Source organism: Sulfurovum sp. (assembly GCF_041562805.1).
Taxonomy (GTDB): domain Bacteria; phylum Campylobacterota; class Campylobacteria; order Campylobacterales; family Sulfurovaceae; genus Sulfurovum.
Map to the genome: position 1 here is coordinate 1 of NZ_JBFFOH010000040.1, position 19141 is coordinate 19141.

Here is a 19141-nt window from a genome sequence, read left to right on the forward strand (position 1 = left end):
ATGATATAGCTATCAATACTCGGATTTGCATGCGGTTTCCACAGCAATTTGATCACAGAGGGTGCTACTTGATAGGCTTTAACAAATGAGACTGCTGAAAATGCGGGAAGTGTTTTCACCTCTACTGGTTCACTGCGTCTTGACTCTTGCCCAAAAGAAAAAGTACTAAATATATAATAATATGTTCTATCAGGCTTCACATGGGTATCAACAAAATGTGTTGCATAACGGTTGCCTACAGTACCTATACGTTTAAAACTTTTTGTATCTATAGAAGTATCACTTCTATAGATATTAATCCCATGTATACGTTGATCCTCTATCTTTTTCCACTCAAAACCCACGGAGTTCATAGTAGGTAACACATGTACTTGGGTAATGGTATCTAATGAAGGATCAGTACCATACGTCATCAATCCCTTTACAACTCCACAACCATTAAAGGTGATTAAAGAGAGTACCCAGAGTATGAGGATCGATCTTTTCATCTACTTCACCTTGATCAAAATTTTTAGATATATACGCTTTCATATCATCAAAAAGTGGGGCAACAAACTCCATTCTTTCACCACTTACAGGGTGTACCAGATATAGTAAATATGCATGCAGATTAACTCTTGAGATTTTATCTCTTTTGGTCTTAAACCCGTATAAATCATCACCCAATATATGACGTCCAAGTGTATTTAAATGTACACGTATCTGATGGGTTCTGCCTGTAAACAATTTTGCTGCTATAAGTTCAACACCATAATTACTTGTAAGTAGTTTTACAAATGCTGTTTTAGCAGATCTTCCATCAGAGACTACATCCATCTTGAGCCTGTTCTTAGGATTACGTCCTATGGGTTTATCTACCACTATATCGTCTTTCAGTGGACAATCTATCAACGCCAGATAGTAACGTCCCATGCTCTTATCTTGCAGTTGCAAGCTCAGTGCTTCATGTATTTTGTTGTCCTTTGCCACAACCAGTGCACCCGTAGTCTCTTTATCTATGCGGTGGACAATACCATAACGTTCTTCTCCACTGATAGTTGAAAGGGATATCCCCTTATGTATCAACCAGTCCACAAGTGTAGGTTCTTTCACAGAAGGTGCAGGATGTACCACGAGTCCAGAAGGTTTATTGACCACCAAAAGATACTCATCTTCATACAGTATCTCTACATCAAAGTCTATAGGCGGAGCCACTCTTTTTTCTGCTTCTTTAAACGTATAAGAAACGATATCACCTTCTGTTACTTTAAAGCTGCTCTTTATGATCGTTTTATCATTCACGTTCACAAGCCCGTCTTTTACAAGCTTTTCAACTTGGTTACGGCTTACATCAAGTTGGACTGCAAGTATTTTGTCCAGGCGTCCTGATATTGTGGCTGTAAATGTATTCATACTTTTTTCAACAATAATCAATCTTGCTGCTTGCAGGGTTCATCTACCAGAAATTGTTTACGTACCCAGCCTCTTTTGCCATTGGCATCCACTTTACACCATACGGGGTATTTCCATGCCATATGATTTTTTTCATTTTCATTCATAGCATCAAGCTCTTTCTGGGTGACTTCTCTTATACAGCCCAGATTTTGTACACAGCCATCTGTCCAAATATTTGAATAGATCTTTTTTGCTTTACGATCAGGTTCTACACTTAATGCAAGCACTTCACAGTTTTTTATAAGCTTTACTGTAAATTCTGAAGGGTGTATATTTTCATTTTCTGCTAAATCTGAAGGCTCTAGGCCGTCATCTGCAACCAAATTTGTAAACAATAATGCTAGCATTGCAAACAGCTTCATCGCATATCCTTAATGTCATCTCTATCCCAACGTTCCGGATCAAGAAATGTATCATCATGTATATGTTTAAATGAGGCTCTAAACATTTTAAAGACATCTTTGTTCTCTTTTTCAAGTCCGGCTAACCACTCTTTAGTGGATGCTCTTGCATGAGGCATCTTCACATCTTTTAACATCGCAGGACAGGCTTCATCACCTATGACTTGCAAGTTATTCTCTTCTGCAAAGGCACGCAGTTGTGTCTCTCTAGCTTGTATCAGTGGTCGAATAAGGTGAAAACCTCTACTTGTTTTGTAGATAGGTGCCAAAGCTCTCATACTTCCGTTGTAAAACATATTCATAAAAAAGCTCTCTACTGTATCATCAAAATGATGTCCCAGTGCTACCTTGTTAAAACCCCCTTCTTCTGCAAAACTATAGAGGGCCCCTCTTCTCATACGTGAAAAATAAGAACAGAATGAGGAGTTTTCACGTATCGTATCATGTGAGATTTCAAAAATATTAGTGTCATACACCGTATGTTTAATACCATACTCTTCACAATGTTTACCAAGAAAGGTATAGTGTTCATCTGGCATACCATACTTGATGGTACAGGCTTCAAACTCAAAATTAAAAGGTGCATGCCGTTGTATATGCTTCATGATGTGCACAAGTGCCAGAGAGTCTTTTCCTCCGCTGAGCCCAACCAAAACTTTATCCCCTTCACCTATCAGTTTAAACTCTGCATTGGTCTTACCTGCCAATTTAAGTAACTTTTTACTTATAGGTATGCTTTTAGAGGCAACACGTCTTAGTTTATCGTTCAAGTTCATCCACCATACTCAAGATAAAATCAGCAGAGATCTTTGCTGAACTTTCCAAGAATTCATCAAAATTAAAACTTGCATCCATATCGGCACTGTCGGAAATGGCTCTTAAGATGAAGAATGGTACGTTTAAAGCATTACATACTACGGCAACACTTGCCCCTTCCATCTCTAATGCATCTGCATCAAAAGTACTGCCGATCCAGTTTTTTCTCTCTTCATCTGCCACAAACTGATCTCCTGTTGCAATGACACCTTCTTTGAGAGTCAAGCCTTTTTTCTTGGCTACAACTTTAGCAACATTTCGCAAATTGACATCTGTTGTGATACATACTTCTCCTTCTGGGACATATCCAAAAGGGTGTCCAAAGGCAGTGATATCCAGGTCGTGCTGACAAAGACTCTGAGCAATGATCAGATCACCGATCTGCAATTCATCATTTATTGCTCCTGCTACACCGGAGAATAGCAGTGTATCACAACCAAATTTTTCAATCAGTATCGTAGCAGTTAAAGTCGCGAACACTTTCCCTATTTTAGAATATGCCACAACAACTTCTTGTCCGTTGTAAGAGCCTTCATAATATTTGTTTGCTCCATAGACCATAGTTTCTACATTGTCAAGTTTATCAATGATGGGTTCTATCTCTTCGGGCATTGCACCCATTATGGCAATTTTACGATTTGTCATAACTATCCTAATTTAGCTATCTCTTCAATAGCTGTTTCTAACGATGACATGTCTGAAACAACAAAGTGAGGTTTAGTCGTTGCTTTACGGTTCAGTCCTTTAAGTACACCACCATGTCCAAACTCAACATAACAATCCACAGAATCATCAAAATCTGCAATAGACTGCTTATAAAGTACTGGAGAAACCAATTGTTTAGGCAATAGATCCAATGCTTCTTCTTTAGTGTTATAGGTCTTTGCTGTCACGTTAGATATTACTGGCGCGATAAACTCATCTTTTAACATTTCGCTGAGCTTCTCAGACAAAGGTGCAGTTGCAGATTCAAGCAGTGGACAATGACTTGCAACAGACATATTGAGAAGCATCGCTCTTTTTGCTTTGGCTTCTTTCAAGATCGGTGCCAACACTTCAAGATCCGGCTTTATACCAGCGATGACTATCTGACCTTCTGCATTGTAGTTTACAGGCCATACTTTCAATCCTGCATCTCTTTGCGCATCGCAGATCTCTTCCACAACATCATCTGCAAGACCAAGAGATACCATCATCCCCACATCTTGCCCAGCACATGCTTCAGCCATCAGTTTACCACGAAGGTTTACAAGTTCGACAGCATCTATCGCATCTATGGCACCTACAGAAACCAGTGCAGAGAACTCACCCAATGAGTGCCCTAGTGAAAATACTGGTTTTATAGGCATTTCATTTTCAAAAAGTCTGTGTGCTATGGCAGAGACAAGTAAGATAGCAGGTTGTGTAAACTCTGTTTTCTCAAGATTATCATTCTCTTCAAAAAGCAGGTTTTCAAAGTTGATACCTGTTCTTTTACTCGCATCAGCCACCATCTGTTTTGCAACATCAGAGTTGTTAAAAAAGTCTTGACCCATACCTACAGCTTGTGAACCTTGCCCCGGAAATAAAAATGCGCATTTGATTGACATACGTGTCCTTTAGAAGTATTAAAATATTTTATGTATTTTACCATCTTTAAATTATGATAGGATAGTAATACTTGGCAAGAAGGAGATAATCATGAGCAAAAAGTATATTTGTATGGTCTGTGAATATATCTACGAGCCCATATTAGGAGACCCTGATTCCGGTATAGAACCCGGTACTGCGTTTGAAGACATCCCGGAGGATTGGGTCTGTCCGGATTGTAATGTTTCAAAAAGTGATTTTGAGGTACTTGAAGAGGTTTAGCCTATCATTCTATTTTATACGTAGATCTTTTTTGATCTCTTTAATGAGTTTTTGTAATTCTAGATGGTACTTACCCGGATAGATAGGCAACATATCAAGTTTATCATAAACAAAGATAAGGCTAACAATATCGGCAAGTTTCAACATACTCGAAGCCCCAATAAGCCTTGCATGCTTCTCAAGATCTATACAGAAATCTTTAATTTTATTGGTTGCTTTTTCATTCACGATCTGTCTAAAATAGATATCTGAATGATCAAAAGTATCTATAAAGTTTTTTAACTCATTTGCATATTTTAAACCCATTTTTTTTGTGTTTTCTTTTCCCAGTTCTCTATCCAAGATAACTAAGTCATGTCCTTTTTTAGTTTCAATTATAGTGTTTAAATTTACTCCCGGTACGCTATCTAAACTTATTTTCTTTTCGTTTAGATCATTCTTAGTGGGTTGAAGGACTTTTTCAAGATCAACAATATTTTTCAGATTTTGTGACTTTTTCTCTCTCTGAGAAGTGCCATTGTTAAAAAGTGATACGATCAATTCATAGATACTCTCTTCAGTGACAGGTTTTATCAAATTCGTAGAGACACTTATAGTTTTTCCCTCTAAAATATGAGAATCTTTAAGCAATACATATTTAAGTGGAATACTTTGCTGTACTCCCGCAATGATATGTTCAAATTCCTCCGTATTCAGCTTATCTTCTACGATCAAGATATCGTACGGAGTCAGATCATTTCCTTGACTTTTAAAGGCATCAAATCCCACATCAACATCATAAAGAAAATATTTAAACATTTTCGTAATACTTTGTGCTATTTTTTCACTGCTACCGATCAATAAAACCTTTTTACCCAACATCGATACATCCGGCAATCTATAATGACGTCTATATCCCAACTCATTGATCTTAAAAGGTATATCTAAATGAATATCTGAATCTTTCTCATAAATAATATTCCCTTCAAGTATCTCAAGATCCTTACTTAAATTGGTCTCTAAATATTCCAGAATCTTTTCTTTAGCTATATTTGTCTCTTTTATTTTAAAAGACATTAACTCTTCATACAAGAAATCTTCAGGGGCACCAAGGGCTAACACTATTTCATTTTTATCAGTATTTTGAAAAACAAAAGTAAGCATTTTGCTAAGCAGGCGTAACAATACAGCAGAATCACCTCTTAATTCCCTTGGTATTGTCGCTTGCATATCATAGATAAGCTCGACTTTCTTATGATTTCCTATTGATTCTAAAGATGAAAACAGAGTCATCAATAGGTTATTGATATCAAAAAGTTTTTCTATCTTTTGCATTCCACCCCTTTGTAAAACATTAACACGTATAATAGCAAAATATCATACAAAATAACCATTATTTAACATTTATTTTGAGTAAAAGAGAGTATTATGATGTTAAGTTAGCCTTAGGGACTAGTATAGGATTCGTAGTGAAGTACGGTAAGAGAGTATACGGTTGTAGAGGTGATCAGATCTAGCGCCGATCTTTCATGAAAGATCGGCACTAAAGAAAATGAAGGATTAGTGACAACCACATCCTGTACCACAGCTACCACCAGCTTCAGGCGCACCGCCAACTACACCAGATGTTACTTCATCTGCAGTTGCTTCTCTTGCACTTAAAACAGTGACAGAGAACATTAAGTCTTTACCAGCCAATGGGTGGTTAAAGTCAATATTTACTTCTTTGTCATCAAATGATGTTACTGTTACTTGTACAGACTGACCACCTTCACCTTGACCAAAAAGTGTCATACCTTCTACAAGATCAACACCGTCAAACTGATCGATAGGAAGTGTTTGTATTGCTTCCGGGTTTAAATCACCATATGCATCTGCAGCAGAAACCATAATGTCTCCGCTTTCACCTTTAGCCATACCTACAAGTGCATTTTCAAGACCTGGAATGATCTGCCCTTTTCCGATAATAAACTCTAGTGGCTCTGCACCTTTGTTGCTGTCTACAACTTCTGTTGTACCTGCTTGTTTTACTTCGTATTCGATACCTACTACACAATTTTCATTTGTAATTGTCATAATGTTTCCTATTGTTAGATTTCTGCTATTCTAGCTAATCAAACTTTATTGAGCCTTAGATAAAAGATATTTTTTATCTTATTTGCCCTGAACCATAAATTTTAAACTTATACGTAGTTAAACCTTCTATACCCATAGGGCCACGTGCATGCAGTTTGTTCGTACTGATACCTACTTCAGCACCAAAACCAAATGCTCCGCCATCTGTAAATCGTGTAGAAGCATTCACATAAACTGCTGCAGCATCTATACCATTCAAAAAGACTTCTGCTGTGGTGATATTTTCCGTAATGATCGATTCTGAATGTCCAGAACCAAAACGTACGATGTGGTCTATAGCACCATTCACACCATCTACCACCTTGAGATTTAAGATATTTGCCAAATATTCTGTATCATAATCTTCCTCCGTAGCAAGAGACACATCAATGCTCTTTTGTGTCACAGCACACCCTTTAAGCTCTGTATGTGCTTCATCAAATGCTATTTTGAGTTGAGGAAGTACTTCTTGGGCAATAGCTGCATCTACAAGCAGTGTCTCCATGGAGTTACATACTCCAGGTCTTTGCACTTTTGCATTGATAGCGATGGCTATGGCATTTTTTACATTGGCATCTTCATCTATATACGTATGACACTGACCTTTGTCATGTTTTACCACAGGCACAGAAGCATTTTCACTCACATAACGAATAAGTCCTTCTCCACCGCGAGGAACAATAAGGTCAACATATTTGTCCATCTTGATAAGCTTCGACACCCCTTCACGTGAAGCATCAGGGATAAGCGAAATGAGTGCTTCCGGTAGATCATTCGCCTTAAGTACACTTTGTAAAACTTTTGCGATAGCTGCATTTGAATGCTGCGCTTCCTTCCCGCCTTTGAGTACACAGACATTTGAAGACTTGAAATTCAGTGCCGCCGTATCCGAGGTTACATTCGGACGTGACTCATAGATGATACCTATCACACCTATAGGTACAGAAACCTTCTCGATCTTCAGTCCATCTTCTGTCACCCAACCATCAAGTACACGTCCCACCGGTTCTTTAAGTGCAGCTATTTCTTCAATAGCGACAGCCATTCCATCCACACGACTTTCATCTAGAAAAAGTCTGTCTTTCAATGAAGGTGCAAGGTTGTTTGTTTCTGCGTCAGCCATGTCCAGGGCATTGGCTTTAAGTATGTCCCCTGTGTTGACACGCAAGGCTGTTGCCATCTCTTCTAAAATCCTATTTTTATCTGCTCCGCTCAACGTAGATAAAACCCTACTTGATGCTTTAGCTTCTTGTAAAAATGCTTCCATTATTTTTCCTATCACTGTTATTGAGTCTATTTTAACAAATAAATACTAATAATGGTATAATCATTCAAATTAATTTGAGTGAGAAAAGAATGCAAACAATCACATTTATAGGTAACGGGAATATGGGACTTAGTATAGCTAAAGGTCTCAAGGGTACATACAACATTGAAGTTGTCGGAAGAAATATGAAGAAACTCGAAGCTTTTGAAAAAGCGCTTGATCTCAATATAGACAAATACCTTCTCGATGATTTTGACATGACAGACAAAAGCATACTCTTTTGTGTCAAACCTGCCAATGTAGAAGAAGTAGCTGCCAAACTCAAAGGTAAAGCAAGAGTTGTTTTCTCTGTACTTGCAGGTACCTCACTGGAGAAGCTCAAACAAAATCTCAATACAGATGCAGTCGTAAGAACAATGCCAAATCTTGCTGCAAGTGTAGGTAGATCCATGACCACACTGACAGGTGATGTCTCCTATAAAAAAGAAGCACAAACGCTTTTAGGTGCTATAGGTGAAACACTTTGGTTAGACAGTGAAAAAGAGATAGACATTGCCACTGCATTAGCAGGTTCAGGTCCTGCATATTTGGCACTAGTGGCTGAAGCACTTGCTGATGGTGCAGTAAAACAAGGTCTCAAAAGAGAACATGCTATGACTGCTATGAGAGGATTGTTTTCCGGCTTTGGCGAACTGATCCAAGATATACATCCGTCACTGCTTAAAGACGGGGTCATGAGTCCTGGAGGTACCACTGCCGCAGGTTATGCTGCACTTGAAGACGGTAATGTCAGAGCAGCCTGTATGAATGCTATAGAAGAAGCTTACAAAAGAGCAAAAGAGCTATAGTAGCGCTCTTTATCTTTTCCCATAAATTTTCATTAGATCTTCTTTTGCAAAAGGCATATAGGAATGTCTGGTGATAACCACTTTAGTTTTAAAGGTAGACCAGTTATAAATAACCGGTACATCCTTGGGATCAATGTGTATACAGCCATGAGACATCCAGTCCACACTTCCTTTATGTAAAGCATGTCCCCCTTTTGTAAACTTCATCATATAATCCATATTATTTACACCACTTTCATCCGGCCATAGTGTTGACATATGGTAACGCTTTTTTTGGAAGATCGTAAAAATACCTGAGGGACTTCTAAACTCCGGGGCACCCGAAGTGACAGGTCCACTCCACCATACGGTACCATCTCTGTCCACAGCATAAAAGCGTCCGTCACTTCCACGTTCACGTACAGAGACAACGATAAAATTTTTTCCCTTGAGATCTACGATCTGTTCGCCATCTTTTTTAAACAATTGAAACATTGTTTTCGAGATAGGCATCGTCTCTGTGCCTTTAAGTGGTAATACTTCATACTCATCACTCGTCATTCCTATACTAAGGATAGAAATACATATGAAGAGGATTTTGAACATCATTTTGTCCTAAAGTTTTTTTAATCTTTCTTTAGCAATCTTTGCCGTTTTCTTGCCCGCATAGTTTTCTATAATATTCTCATAAAATGCTCTTGCCTGACCTTTGTCCCCAGTGTTTTCAAGTGATACTGCCGTATGAAGAAGAAGCGTATCTATGTAAGAGGCCTTGTCATAGATCCCTGCACTCTTTTTAAAGTAAAAGATCGCATCTTCATACTTTTTTGTATAATACGCAATCTCACCCAGATAATAGTTTGAAGCTGCTGGTTTATACCCTTTTGTATCAGTTATCGTAAATCTTTTTTGTGCTTCATCATAACGTTTTTTTACAAAAAATCTTACACCTTCACTATAAAGTGTAGCATTACTAATCCCCTCCAGTGAGCCACCCTCTTTTTGGGCTGTTTTAGCAGGAGTTTTTATAGTCTTTTTTATTTTACTTTTGTTGCCCAGCGCCTGTTGGAGCTCTTCTTTACTTACATAGTTTGCATTGATCTCATCGATCATCACTGCCAACTTTTTCAGCAATGCCGTGTTAGATGAATCATTATCCTCCGTGGAAGAAGTGTCTGTCCCTCTAGACTGTTGCAGTTCATTGAGTGATGCACTCAAACCTTCTATGACCGTAGTAAGTCCGTCTATTCTCTCATCTTGCTGTGCTATATGTTGCTGTAAAGAAGCGATGCTACTTTTACTGCTCACGGACATTTGCGGTTCATTTGTGTTTTCATCACTGCCAAAGCCATAAACAGAAGGTTCAGCCTGTACAAACAATGTACTTGTAAGCACTATACAAACACCCTGTGCTATAACCTTATTTAATCTACCTGTCATCTCGGCCCTACTTTATTAAACGAATGTCAACTCTTCTGTTTCTATCATAACAACTGTCACTTGGTTCAGTACATACAGCATTACTTTCACCGAAACTTACCAACACCATTCTACTTGTATCAATACCTTGCGCTGCAATGCTATCTTTTACCGCTTTAGCACGTTTCAATCCTAGAGCATAATTATATTCATCTGTACCAAACTCATCACAGTTACCTTCTATCTTCATTTTAGAAGATGATGCATTGGCTGTCTCGATATTCTTATTCATATTATTCTCCATATTTGAAGAGATAGAATAATCTGCAAAAGCAAAATAGATACTTTTAAAGCCGTCACTACTGCTGTTATAGTTTCCAGTAGATCCGTCTCCGTATGTATTTTCATCAATACTGACTGTTTCACCTTCAATATGGTTTGCATCTGAAATATTGTTTTTCCCATCTAAGTCTGGTGCAGGTTGTGAACATCCTACCAAAATGAGTGAAACTATTGCTGTTGTTATAAGTAATTTATGTGTCATACTAGATCCTTTTTTATTAAAATATTATCCAAATAGTCACTAAATGACTCCTTGGGAAAAAATGTATTACCAATCAATGGATTGAACTTTTCTATCATTGAACGGGAAAAGTAAACTTTGGCGACTTGCAAGATTTATATATCCTATGGAAGTGCTGCGACCGCTCTGCTTTAGAAAGAGTATCACAGAGCCATCCGTAGAAAAACGAGGAAACTGGTTTGAACCTGTTGTTGTGATCGGTCTTGTGTCTGAACTCCCTGTGGAGGCAAGGTAAAGATTAAACGTATTGTCCCCAAAAGCATTGCTGCTCTCTCTACTGGAATAGACTATCTTATCCCCATGCGCATCACATGCGTTATTGTTACGTCCATGATACACCACTTGAGAGGTTGCACCACCTTGTATAGACTTCTTAAATACATTTGCATACCCAAGTCGGTTAGAGATAAAAATAATACGGCTCTCATCATCTACATACCTTCCATTTACATCAATACCTTTAAAGTTCGTCACTCGTCTCTTGGCTTTTGATGCAAGATCAAGTTCATAAATTTCTGCATGTCCTTCTGGTGCCATAGTAAGTAAAAGTTTTGAGCCATCTTTACTTACATCTGAGCAGACCAACATTCCTTCAGAACTGGCTATCTTTGTTTTGGTTCCATTATAGATATTAAGCTTATACAGTGTCGGAAGTGTACCTTTATAAGATGTATAATAGAGACTTCTTTGTTTTGTATCCGCCCATTTAGGGAAAAGGTTCAAACCACCTTTGATAATGGTTTTTTTATAGTTGAAAGTATAATCAGCCAAACGTATTTCACTACGTCCAGGAGTCGTATAAACTGCATATGCAACATAACGATTTATCCAGGAGATACTTGGGTATTTTAAAATATTGTTAATATCACTTATCGCTTTATGTATCAGAAATGGCATCTTTGCTTTTGTGGGTATTGTATAGCTTTTTTTAAATACCTGTGTACCATCAGAGGCTTTTAAAAGACGTACTAAAAGTTTTGCACCTGATTGTTGATTCATTGCATACTTAAGTACATATTCTTGACTTTTCAAAGCAGGAATAATGTAGTTGGAAGAGATATCTCCTATATGATGTGTACTGTCTGGTAAAAAATGTCCGGAGAGCTTAAGGTCTGAAAGTAAAATATCAAAAACTTTACTGCTCTGTTCAGATGAACCATCCATAAGCGCTATACGTGCACGCTGTTCAACATCTTTCTCTATCTTAAGTGTTGCATCTACCCCAAAAAGGTTTATTGTAAAAAAATTAATTGATATTAACAGTACTAACAAATGCTTCAATGTTGTTCCTCTATTTTAGTGTTTGGTTTTAGCGTATATTGTATCAAGGCTCTCTTGAATTCTGCATTAATAAATATTAAAACACTTTTCAGATCATCAATTTTATGATAAAATGAAAAATAAGGAGTCTAAAATGAATGATATCATCATAGCCCTAGCCAAAGCTGCTATTTTAGTCGCACTCAATCAGTCTGAAGATTTTGATTTAGATCATGCTTTAAAAACCTACCCTGCTCTTGAAGAGAACGGTGCTGCTTTTGTCACTATTAACACAGAGCCAAATGAACAACTTCGCGGATGCATAGGTTCACTTCAGGCCTATCGTCCTCTCTATGAAGACATTATACACAATGCACAGGCTGCTGCGCTGCGTGATCCTAGATTTTTACCACTGACATTCGAAGAACTGCAACATATAAAAATAGAAGTCTCTATTCTTTCAGAACCAAAACTGTTGACATATGACACGATAGAAGATCTAAGAAGCAAAGTTGTTCCTTTTCAAGATGGCATTGTACTTAAACTCAACGGTAGACATGCCACCTATTTACCTCAAGTTTGGGAACAGTTGCCTAAATTCGATGATTTTTTCTCCAGCTTATGCCTTAAAGCCAATCTTAGTAATGACTGTCTCTCTCAGCATCCTGAGATCTCTACCTATAGAGTAAAAAAGTATAAAGAGAAATAATGGAGAATGCTGTACGAAAAGCTTCCGTTCGAGGTCTGTTTTATCCTAAGGAATGTACTAAAATAAAAACATATATTAGGGAGTTCAATCATACATTCGATGCGATGAACATCCCCCATAAAATTAAAAGTATCATTCCCCGAGCTGTCATAGTTCCTCATGCCGGCTATATCTATAGTGGATTCACAGCCAACTTTGCATACCGGTTTTTAAAACAATCCAAAGTCAAACGTATCATTGTCATAGGTCCCAGTCACCGCCATCACTTTAAAGGTATCTCCGGAAGTTATTATGAAACATATGAAACGCCCTGCGCTCAACTAAAGATAGACAGTGCCTATCTTTTTGCTTTAGCCAAACAATTTGACATAGGATTTGAACCTAAAGCACACAAAAAAGAACACTCTACTGAGGTACAGTTTCCTTTCATACAACACTACTTTCCAAAAACAAAAGTCATAGAACTTATCTATGGTGATGTTTCGGCAAAAATATTAGCAAATCTTATCACTGCACTTTTAGACAATAGGGATAATGCTGTTGTCATAAGTTCTGATCTGAGTCATTTTCATAACCTACAAGAAGCAAATGCATTGGATAGAACCTGTTTAAAAGCTGTTGAAAAACTTGATTTAACTGAACTTGAAAAGGGATGCAAAGCTTGTGGGCTTATAGGCATCAAAGCCATGATACTTGCAGCAAAGCACCTCAGACTTTCATCAAAACTACTCGACTACCGCACCTCTGCAGATACAAGTAAAGACAGCAACTCGGTAGTAGGCTATATGTCAGCTATGTTCTACTAAATTTTGACCTACTCTCTTACTCATTATTCCAACAGTTAACACAGAGGTAACATTGAAATGATATAAATGTCCTATTCTATAATACAAATATACAATTTATACAGCAAAAACATATATTATTATAGTTATCATATTAAATAAGATGATAAAAACAAAATACCGCAGATGTCAAGGGGTCTTTTTGAGTTTGATAAAATCAACTAATGGACTACAACTGTTATGAATTACTTCAAAGAGATATTTGAAATACGGCACCATAGAGTCGTTAGCGAAGATACTCTCACCAACGTCTACAATTTTGCAAGAAAATCCCTGATAAGCCTCATACTACTTGAAACGATCTTTCTCTACTTACTCAGCCCTTATGTAGGTGATGCCGCTTATGTATGGTACGGTATCATTCTTGTCTTTACTTTGTGGCGACTGCATGATGCCTATGACTTTAAAAATAATCCAAAAAGATATACTCGTGAAAGATGGCACAAAAGATTCGTCATACGGGCGTGGATGACAGCATTAATGTACGCTGTCCTAATTCTCTTTATCACACCTATGCTAAGTGATTATTATCAACTGCTTGTCTTTGTCATTATATTAGGTATGAGTAGTGCTGAAGCAAATACCTTATCCTACGATTATCGTACGGCCATAGGTTTCCTGCTCATACTCTACATTCCTCTTTTTGTTACGATGCTGCTCATCACTAAAGTTGAAACGATCATTCTTGCTTTCTTATTACTGATCTATTTCTTTGCACAAGCAAATATTATTTTACACTCTTATAGACAGAAAAAAACGCTTGACAGTAAAGAAGAAAAGATTTCTGAAATGGAGACGATGCTTCATGAAAATCAAGAACTGTTACACAGCTTTTTTAAAGAAGCTCCTATCGGTATATTTTCCTGCGACACAAAGTGCACTATTGTCAACTGTAATGAAGAGCTTAGTAGACTTTTTCATCGACCTCAAGAAGAGATTATTGGACAAACTGCATATAAAGTCTTTAAATACAGTACCTCTGGAGATTTGAATAGAGTACTTAGAGGAAAATCTCTTGTCTCTAAAGATTCACATTTTCTTCCAAATGGTGAAGAGCTATTGGTCGAGATCAAATATTTTCCATTTACAGATAGTAATAATAAAGGCATAGGATTTATCGGTCTGGTAGATGATAAAACACAAGAGTACAAAGCACAAGAACAATTAAGCCTTCTCGCAGCCCAGGATTCATTGACTTCACTTCTCAACAGACGGGGATTTGAAGGGTATATGCAAAGCATTACAAAGGATCTCCGATATAATACATACTACTCACTTCTTTACTATCTTGATTTAAATGATTTTAAAAATATCAATGACTCTTTAGGACATAGTACCGGAGACATTGTACTCATTGATATATCAAGACGTTTGAGTAGGTCTTTAACTTTTTCTTGTGAGATCTGCAGGCTCGGAGGCGATGAGTTTATTGTTGTGATACCTTTTATCTCCACAAACCATGACATAATGCAAGAGAGAATGCACCATTTTGCTCAGAAGATAATAGATATATTTAAAGAACCACTGCTGATAAACAACTCCAGTCATTTAGTATCTGCAAGTGTAGGTATGGTGATAGTAGAACCAAACTTTAAAGATGTAGAGGAACTCATACGTCGAGCAGATATTGCGATGTATCAAGCGAAAGGTTCAGGAGAAATCACATCATCTTACAATACTAGACTCGATGAAGCACAACAAGAACAATTTACACTTCAATCTGATCTCCATCACGCATTAAGAGAGCAACAATTCATACTTCATCTTCAACCGATCGTCTCCATCACCGATGATACAGTCATAGCTGCAGAAACGCTTCTACGTTGGCAGCATCCCACAAAAGGACTTCTCGCTCCAGATAAATTCATTCCTCTCTTAACTAAAAGTGGATTGCTGTGGGAAACTACATGGTGGATCCTGGAGCAAACATGTATACAGATAAGTACTTGGAAACAACAGAACCAATGGAGTCTTGAATATCTATCGATCAATATCAATGTACTTCAGTTACTAGAAGAGGATTTTGCTCCACGTTATCTTAGTATGATAGAACGTCATGGATTGAACTGTTCAGATATTACCTTGGAGATTACAGAACAGACATTGGTAGAAAACTTTAAAAATACAAAAAAAGTTATCTCTACATTACAACAATATGGGGTACGATTTGCTATAGATGATTTTGGTGTAGGATACTCATCTCTTTCATATATTCAAAACCTCTCTCTTGATGCTATTAAAATAGATAAGTCGTTTGTTCTAAATATAGAAAATAAAGTTTCTGATATCTCACTGATTAAAACCATATTTCATATTGCACAACAATTCAATTATACGTTAGTGATAGAGGGAATTGAAAATGAAAAACAAAAAGAGATACTCTTTAACCTTGACAACAATCTTGTATATCAAGGTTTCTATTTTTCTAAACCTATTCCAAAACAATTATTTGAGACAAAATATTTGGGTACCAAGAATGCTATTGCTTCATAACGACCAAGAGCTGAATTCGTTCTGAGAATCTATCATTTAGATCGTATATTCAATTTGATGATCTCTATGACTCTCATACACACCCAGTATCCTTACATCTTCTGCAAAAAATGAGACTTCCTTTAAAGCAATTCTCATAATATCTGCATCCATGTGCCCATCTATATCGATATGAAACTGACTTCCAGGAAGCATTTGTGTTCCCATATAACTTTCTATCTTTAAAAGATTAATGCCGTTACTTGCAAAACCTCCAAGTACTTTATAAAGGGCTGCAGGTATATTTTTTACCTGAAATACCAATGATGTTATATATCTTTTAGATGGATCATAATGAGGTACTTTTTTTTCTCCTGAAAGTATGAAAAACCGTGTAGTATTTCCATGTTTATCTTCAAAGTTTTCTTTTAATATCTGCAAGCCATATATATCTGCTGCCAATTTGGATGCAATAGCCGCTCTTTTCGGATCATTCAGATCGATCAACTCTTTGGCTGCACCAGCAGTATCAAGTTTTGCCTCTGCTTTTAAATCTAAGGAAAGTATATTGTTATGACACTGTGCCAATGCTTGAGGATGGGAAGCAACATATTTCAGATCTTCTAATTTTGCATCTGGCAATGTAAGCAAACAATGTACGATAGGTTCAAAATGCTCAGCAATAACATGCAGTGACATTTTAGGAATGAGTCTATATATCTCTTCTACTCTTCCCGCCGTGGAGTTTTCCAAAGGAATCATAGCCAGATCTACATCTCCCCGTTCTACCATCCACATCGCTTCATGGAAAGTATCACAGGCAATTGTTTCATATGTCTCATATGCATTTTTGCAGGCCTGTTCCGAGTATGCACCTTGTACACCTTGATATGCAATTGTTTTATTCATCTTTTACCCTATTCATTCGCAATAAACTCTACATCTAACTCATAAGGCCTGTTACCCTTATGTGGACCAAAACCAATCTTCTGCAACTGTTTTAAATACACTATCAGACCTGAATTAAATGCTTCATTTCCTGATGCAGAGATCACTTTAAACCTAAATGTACCACTAGGTTCTACCTGGATCCATACCTTTGCCTTTTCTCCAGCATATTCACTTTGTGCAGGCCAACCCTTAAGTTTCTCTTCTATCATGGCCAAATAGGAATTCTCTATACCTGAATCACTCTTTTTTTGGATCTTTAATGAGTCTGATACCAATTCCGTAGCACTTATTTTTTCAGATACTTTTATACTATTGCTTTTTTTAGGTTTTACAGGTGTATTTACCACTTTAACCGGTTTAGGCTTTTCAATTTTCTTTTTAGAAGTAATATTGGCAAAAAGATCTTTTGGCTTGTTGACTTTTTTAGGCTTGGTTGTATTGAGATCTTCCTTCTTTTTTACAACCTTTGCTTTTTTAACAACTTTTTCTTTAATAACTTTCTTTTTGACTGTTTTTTTAGGTTTTGGTTTAGGCTTAGGTTTCACCACTTTTTTAGGTTGTTTTTTGATCTCTTTTTTAACTTGTGGTTTAGGTGCACTCATTGAGACACGTATACGTTCTTCATTTTTTTTAACATAATGCACAGGTTTGTTCTCATCACGTGAATTAAAATATAAAAGTAGTATACTGATGACACTGATGTAGATACCAAAAGCCAAAAATCCTGATATAAGCGTAGAAGACTTTTTAATCATAATGTTATAAGTGAGACCTTCTCGAAACCTGCTGCTTTAACACTTTTAAGAAGATACATCACATTTTTATATCTTAAGGTCTCATCTGCACGTATATAGACTTCAGAGTTTTTATCAAATTTAGCCGATTGATTTACAAAATCATCAGCAAATGTATCTAAAGCATAGGTATCTTTACCTAGATATATCTTTTGATCTTTATCCATACGAATGGTAAGTGTTTTGGGCTTGACTACCTTGACTGTTTTAGAGCCTTGTGGTAAAGCGATCTGTTCTTGAAAGGTAATCGTAGGAGCAGTGACCATAAGGATGGCCATTAATACCAACATAACATCCACAAGAGGTGTAATGTTCAAGTCTGGACTATCATCCCAACTAAACATGATTAGTCCTCGTTAACCTGAGACAAGATCACTTCTGATTGAGAAGAGAGCAGTGAACTCAACTCATAAGCTTTACGTTTAAGTATCAAATGAAATGAATAGGCAAATATTGCTACAGCGATACCTGCAGCAGTAGCTATTAGCGCTTCAGATATCGCTGGGGCAACAACACTCAAAGAAGCACTAGACTGTGATCCCAATTTAGTGAAAGTTTCAAGTATCCCTATCACCGTGCCAAAAAGGCCGATGAATGGAGAAGTAGAGGCGATAATAGAGAGCCAGGTAAGCCCCTTGGTAGAAACACGTATCGCATCAGAAGACGCTGCTTGGAGTATCGCTTTGTTGGGTGTATTTACACGAGACAGATAAGTAAAAATAAGTGAATTACTAGCCACTGATTTTGACTGACCTGTATAAAGTGCTTTAAGTGATTTTGCTTCAGAAGCGATACGTGAGTTTAAGATATAAAACCTATCTAAAAATACCCAAAATGTCGCGATAAAATAGACTGAAAGTAAAAGCAGTACAAATATAGTTATTGCACTGCTTTCAAAGAAATAAGTAGCGAGAGAGCCCAATTTAGAAAGACTTTCCAATTTGCTCAACTTTGCTTACCGCAGCTGCGATAGCTGTGTTAGAAGCTTCTGTACTCTTGAGTAACTCTTTTGCTGATTCAAGTGCTTTTGCAAGATCACTGTCATCACCAGAAAGAGCAACTGCACCATCTACGATACAAGTTGTTTTTTCTTCATCGACTTTTACATATCCAGAGTTGATAGCCACGGCTACTTCACTTCCATCTTCTTTGTCGATCACAATTACACCTGTATCTAGTAACGATACCAAAGTAGCGTGGTTGGCTAAAACACCAAATTCACCCTCAGACCCTGGTAATGTTACCTGTTTTACTTCAGCGTCAAAAATCACACCGTTTGGTGTGACTATTTCTAGCTTCATAAGTTCCATAATTATCCTTTATAAGACAAGAACTAAGATTACTTAGCGTTAATCTTATCGTTTTTAGCAATAGCTTCAGCCATGTTACCTACCATGTAGAACGCAGCTTCATTCATG

General features: G+C 37.2%; 23 protein-coding genes. 5 read left to right on the top strand and 18 right to left on the bottom strand.

Annotation, left to right across the window (positions count from 1 at the left end; translation table 11 throughout):
* The 6 genes from ABYK33_RS06805 to fabD form a co-directional block, all read right to left on the bottom strand.
* On the bottom strand, positions 1-488 hold a 488-nt coding region (locus tag ABYK33_RS06805), incomplete at its 3' end, for a hypothetical protein (protein ID WP_373032298.1).
* On the bottom strand, positions 439-1392 hold the full coding sequence (locus tag ABYK33_RS06810; protein WP_373032323.1) for an RluA family pseudouridine synthase: 954 nt from the start codon (positions 1390-1392) through the stop codon (positions 439-441). The genes ABYK33_RS06810 and ABYK33_RS06805, both read right to left, overlap by 50 nt.
* Positions 1393-1409: 17 nt before the next feature.
* A complete protein-coding gene (locus tag ABYK33_RS06815) occupies positions 1410-1796 on the bottom strand; it encodes a hypothetical protein (protein ID WP_373032300.1) in 387 nt (128 codons plus the stop codon).
* Positions 1793-2605 carry a tRNA 2-thiocytidine biosynthesis TtcA family protein gene (locus tag ABYK33_RS06820; RefSeq protein ID WP_373032301.1) on the bottom strand — a complete coding sequence of 271 codons (813 nt, stop codon included), beginning with the start codon at positions 2603-2605 and terminating at the stop codon, positions 1793-1795. The genes ABYK33_RS06815 and ABYK33_RS06820 overlap by 4 nt, the downstream gene beginning before the upstream one ends.
* Positions 2595-3296, bottom strand: coding sequence for a 5'-methylthioadenosine/adenosylhomocysteine nucleosidase (locus tag ABYK33_RS06825; RefSeq protein ID WP_373032302.1), 702 nt, complete (start codon positions 3294-3296; stop codon positions 2595-2597). Before ABYK33_RS06825 ends, ABYK33_RS06820 begins: the two co-directional genes overlap by 11 nt.
* Before the next feature lie 2 nt (positions 3297-3298).
* Positions 3299-4240, bottom strand: coding sequence for an ACP S-malonyltransferase (fabD, locus tag ABYK33_RS06830; protein ID WP_373032303.1), 942 nt, complete (start codon positions 4238-4240; stop codon positions 3299-3301).
* Positions 4241-4331: 91 nt separating this feature from the next.
* Here fabD and rd point away from each other — a divergent pair, with 91 nt between their 5' ends.
* On the top strand, positions 4332-4502 hold the full coding sequence (gene rd / locus ABYK33_RS06835) for a rubredoxin (protein WP_373032304.1): 171 nt from the start codon (positions 4332-4334) through the stop codon (positions 4500-4502).
* Positions 4503-4511: 9 nt separating this feature from the next.
* Here rd and ABYK33_RS06840 read toward each other — a convergent pair whose 3' ends face one another.
* The 3 genes from ABYK33_RS06840 to ABYK33_RS06850 form a co-directional block, all read right to left on the bottom strand.
* Positions 4512-5816, bottom strand: coding sequence for a hypothetical protein (locus tag ABYK33_RS06840; protein WP_373032305.1), 1305 nt, complete (start codon positions 5814-5816; stop codon positions 4512-4514).
* 225 nt (positions 5817-6041) lie between these two features.
* Positions 6042-6557, bottom strand: coding sequence for a peptidylprolyl isomerase (locus tag ABYK33_RS06845; RefSeq protein WP_373032306.1), 516 nt, complete (start codon positions 6555-6557; stop codon positions 6042-6044).
* Positions 6558-6630: 73 nt separating this feature from the next.
* Positions 6631-7863: a glutamate-5-semialdehyde dehydrogenase gene (locus ABYK33_RS06850; protein ID WP_373032307.1), complete on the bottom strand. Its 1233-nt coding sequence runs from the start codon at positions 7861-7863 to the stop codon at positions 6631-6633.
* 89 nt (positions 7864-7952) lie between these two features.
* Here ABYK33_RS06850 and ABYK33_RS06855 point away from each other — a divergent pair, with 89 nt between their 5' ends.
* Complete coding sequence (locus tag ABYK33_RS06855; protein ID WP_373032308.1) at positions 7953-8711, top strand: pyrroline-5-carboxylate reductase; 759 nt, start codon at positions 7953-7955, stop codon at positions 8709-8711.
* A 9-nt stretch (positions 8712-8720) separates the two neighbouring features.
* Here ABYK33_RS06855 and ABYK33_RS06860 read toward each other — a convergent pair whose 3' ends face one another.
* The 4 genes from ABYK33_RS06860 to tolB all read right to left on the bottom strand — a co-directional run bounded on the left by ABYK33_RS06860 (position 8721) and on the right by tolB (position 11973).
* Positions 8721-9296, bottom strand: a complete 576-nt coding sequence (locus tag ABYK33_RS06860) for a L,D-transpeptidase (RefSeq protein WP_373032309.1) — start codon at positions 9294-9296, stop codon at positions 8721-8723.
* A 9-nt stretch (positions 9297-9305) separates the two neighbouring features.
* Positions 9306-10130: a tol-pal system YbgF family protein gene (locus tag ABYK33_RS06865; RefSeq protein WP_373032310.1), complete on the bottom strand. Its 825-nt coding sequence runs from the start codon at positions 10128-10130 to the stop codon at positions 9306-9308.
* Positions 10131-10137: 7 nt separating this feature from the next.
* Positions 10138-10653 carry an OmpA family protein gene (locus tag ABYK33_RS06870; protein ID WP_373032311.1) on the bottom strand — a complete coding sequence of 172 codons (516 nt, stop codon included), beginning with the start codon at positions 10651-10653 and terminating at the stop codon, positions 10138-10140.
* A 66-nt stretch (positions 10654-10719) separates the two neighbouring features.
* The gene (gene tolB, locus ABYK33_RS06875) at positions 10720-11973 is read right to left on the bottom strand and encodes a Tol-Pal system protein TolB (protein ID WP_373032312.1); all 1254 of its coding nucleotides are present in this window, start codon (positions 11971-11973) and stop codon (positions 10720-10722) included.
* A gap of 133 nt (positions 11974-12106) precedes the next feature.
* Here tolB and amrA point away from each other — a divergent pair, with 133 nt between their 5' ends.
* From amrA to ABYK33_RS06890, 3 genes are all read left to right on the top strand, one after another.
* The gene (gene amrA, locus ABYK33_RS06880; protein ID WP_373032313.1) at positions 12107-12661 is read left to right on the top strand and encodes an AmmeMemoRadiSam system protein A; all 555 of its coding nucleotides are present in this window, start codon (positions 12107-12109) and stop codon (positions 12659-12661) included.
* Positions 12661-13467, top strand: a complete 807-nt coding sequence (gene amrB / locus ABYK33_RS06885; protein ID WP_373032314.1) for an AmmeMemoRadiSam system protein B — start codon at positions 12661-12663, stop codon at positions 13465-13467. Before amrA ends, amrB begins: the two co-directional genes overlap by 1 nt.
* Positions 13468-13686: 219 nt before the next feature.
* On the top strand, positions 13687-15999 hold the full coding sequence (locus ABYK33_RS06890) for a putative bifunctional diguanylate cyclase/phosphodiesterase (RefSeq protein ID WP_373032315.1): 2313 nt from the start codon (positions 13687-13689) through the stop codon (positions 15997-15999).
* Between the two features lie 36 nt (positions 16000-16035).
* Here the strand turns inward: ABYK33_RS06890 and ABYK33_RS06895 are convergent, their stop codons facing one another.
* Genes ABYK33_RS06895 through atpC form a run of 5 tightly spaced genes read right to left on the bottom strand, consistent with a single transcriptional unit; the run spans position 16036 to position 19033 of the window.
* Positions 16036-16887, bottom strand: coding sequence for a prephenate dehydratase (locus tag ABYK33_RS06895; protein ID WP_373032317.1), 852 nt, complete (start codon positions 16885-16887; stop codon positions 16036-16038).
* Positions 16888-16895: 8 nt separating this feature from the next.
* Positions 16896-17684 carry a TonB C-terminal domain-containing protein gene (locus tag ABYK33_RS06900; protein ID WP_373032318.1) on the bottom strand — a complete coding sequence of 263 codons (789 nt, stop codon included), beginning with the start codon at positions 17682-17684 and terminating at the stop codon, positions 16896-16898.
* On the bottom strand, positions 17681-18067 hold the full coding sequence (locus ABYK33_RS06905; protein ID WP_373032320.1) for a biopolymer transporter ExbD: 387 nt from the start codon (positions 18065-18067) through the stop codon (positions 17681-17683). Before ABYK33_RS06905 ends, ABYK33_RS06900 begins: the two co-directional genes overlap by 4 nt.
* Positions 18068-18069: 2 nt before the next feature.
* Positions 18070-18645, bottom strand: coding sequence for a MotA/TolQ/ExbB proton channel family protein (locus tag ABYK33_RS06910; protein ID WP_373032324.1), 576 nt, complete (start codon positions 18643-18645; stop codon positions 18070-18072).
* 1 nt (position 18646) lies between these two features.
* Positions 18647-19033 carry an ATP synthase F1 subunit epsilon gene (gene atpC / locus ABYK33_RS06915; RefSeq protein WP_373032322.1) on the bottom strand — a complete coding sequence of 129 codons (387 nt, stop codon included), beginning with the start codon at positions 19031-19033 and terminating at the stop codon, positions 18647-18649.
* Positions 19034-19141 lie beyond the last annotated feature (108 nt).

Coding starts and splice junctions, on each gene's coding strand:
- ABYK33_RS06810 (WP_373032323.1), bottom strand. CDS start 1,392: ATGAATACATTTACAGCCACAATATCAGGACGCCTGGACAAAATACTT.
- ABYK33_RS06815 (WP_373032300.1), bottom strand. CDS start 1,796: ATGAAGCTGTTTGCAATGCTAGCATTATTGTTTACAAATTTGGTTGCA.
- ABYK33_RS06825 (WP_373032302.1), bottom strand. CDS start 3,296: ATGACAAATCGTAAAATTGCCATAATGGGTGCAATGCCCGAAGAGATA.
- fabD (WP_373032303.1), bottom strand. CDS start 4,240: ATGTCAATCAAATGCGCATTTTTATTTCCGGGGCAAGGTTCACAAGCT.
- rd (WP_373032304.1), top strand. CDS start 4,332: ATGAGCAAAAAGTATATTTGTATGGTCTGTGAATATATCTACGAGCCC.
- ABYK33_RS06840 (WP_373032305.1), bottom strand. CDS start 5,816: ATGCAAAAGATAGAAAAACTTTTTGATATCAATAACCTATTGATGACT.
- ABYK33_RS06845 (WP_373032306.1), bottom strand. CDS start 6,557: ATGACAATTACAAATGAAAATTGTGTAGTAGGTATCGAATACGAAGTA.
- ABYK33_RS06850 (WP_373032307.1), bottom strand. CDS start 7,863: ATGGAAGCATTTTTACAAGAAGCTAAAGCATCAAGTAGGGTTTTATCT.
- ABYK33_RS06855 (WP_373032308.1), top strand. CDS start 7,953: ATGCAAACAATCACATTTATAGGTAACGGGAATATGGGACTTAGTATA.
- ABYK33_RS06860 (WP_373032309.1), bottom strand. CDS start 9,296: ATGTTCAAAATCCTCTTCATATGTATTTCTATCCTTAGTATAGGAATG.
- ABYK33_RS06865 (WP_373032310.1), bottom strand. CDS start 10,130: ATGACAGGTAGATTAAATAAGGTTATAGCACAGGGTGTTTGTATAGTG.
- ABYK33_RS06870 (WP_373032311.1), bottom strand. CDS start 10,653: ATGACACATAAATTACTTATAACAACAGCAATAGTTTCACTCATTTTG.
- amrA (WP_373032313.1), top strand. CDS start 12,107: ATGAATGATATCATCATAGCCCTAGCCAAAGCTGCTATTTTAGTCGCA.
- amrB (WP_373032314.1), top strand. CDS start 12,661: ATGGAGAATGCTGTACGAAAAGCTTCCGTTCGAGGTCTGTTTTATCCT.
- ABYK33_RS06890 (WP_373032315.1), top strand. CDS start 13,687: ATGAATTACTTCAAAGAGATATTTGAAATACGGCACCATAGAGTCGTT.
- ABYK33_RS06895 (WP_373032317.1), bottom strand. CDS start 16,887: ATGAATAAAACAATTGCATATCAAGGTGTACAAGGTGCATACTCGGAA.
- ABYK33_RS06900 (WP_373032318.1), bottom strand. CDS start 17,684: ATGATTAAAAAGTCTTCTACGCTTATATCAGGATTTTTGGCTTTTGGT.
- ABYK33_RS06905 (WP_373032320.1), bottom strand. CDS start 18,067: ATGTTTAGTTGGGATGATAGTCCAGACTTGAACATTACACCTCTTGTG.
- atpC (WP_373032322.1), bottom strand. CDS start 19,033: ATGGAACTTATGAAGCTAGAAATAGTCACACCAAACGGTGTGATTTTT.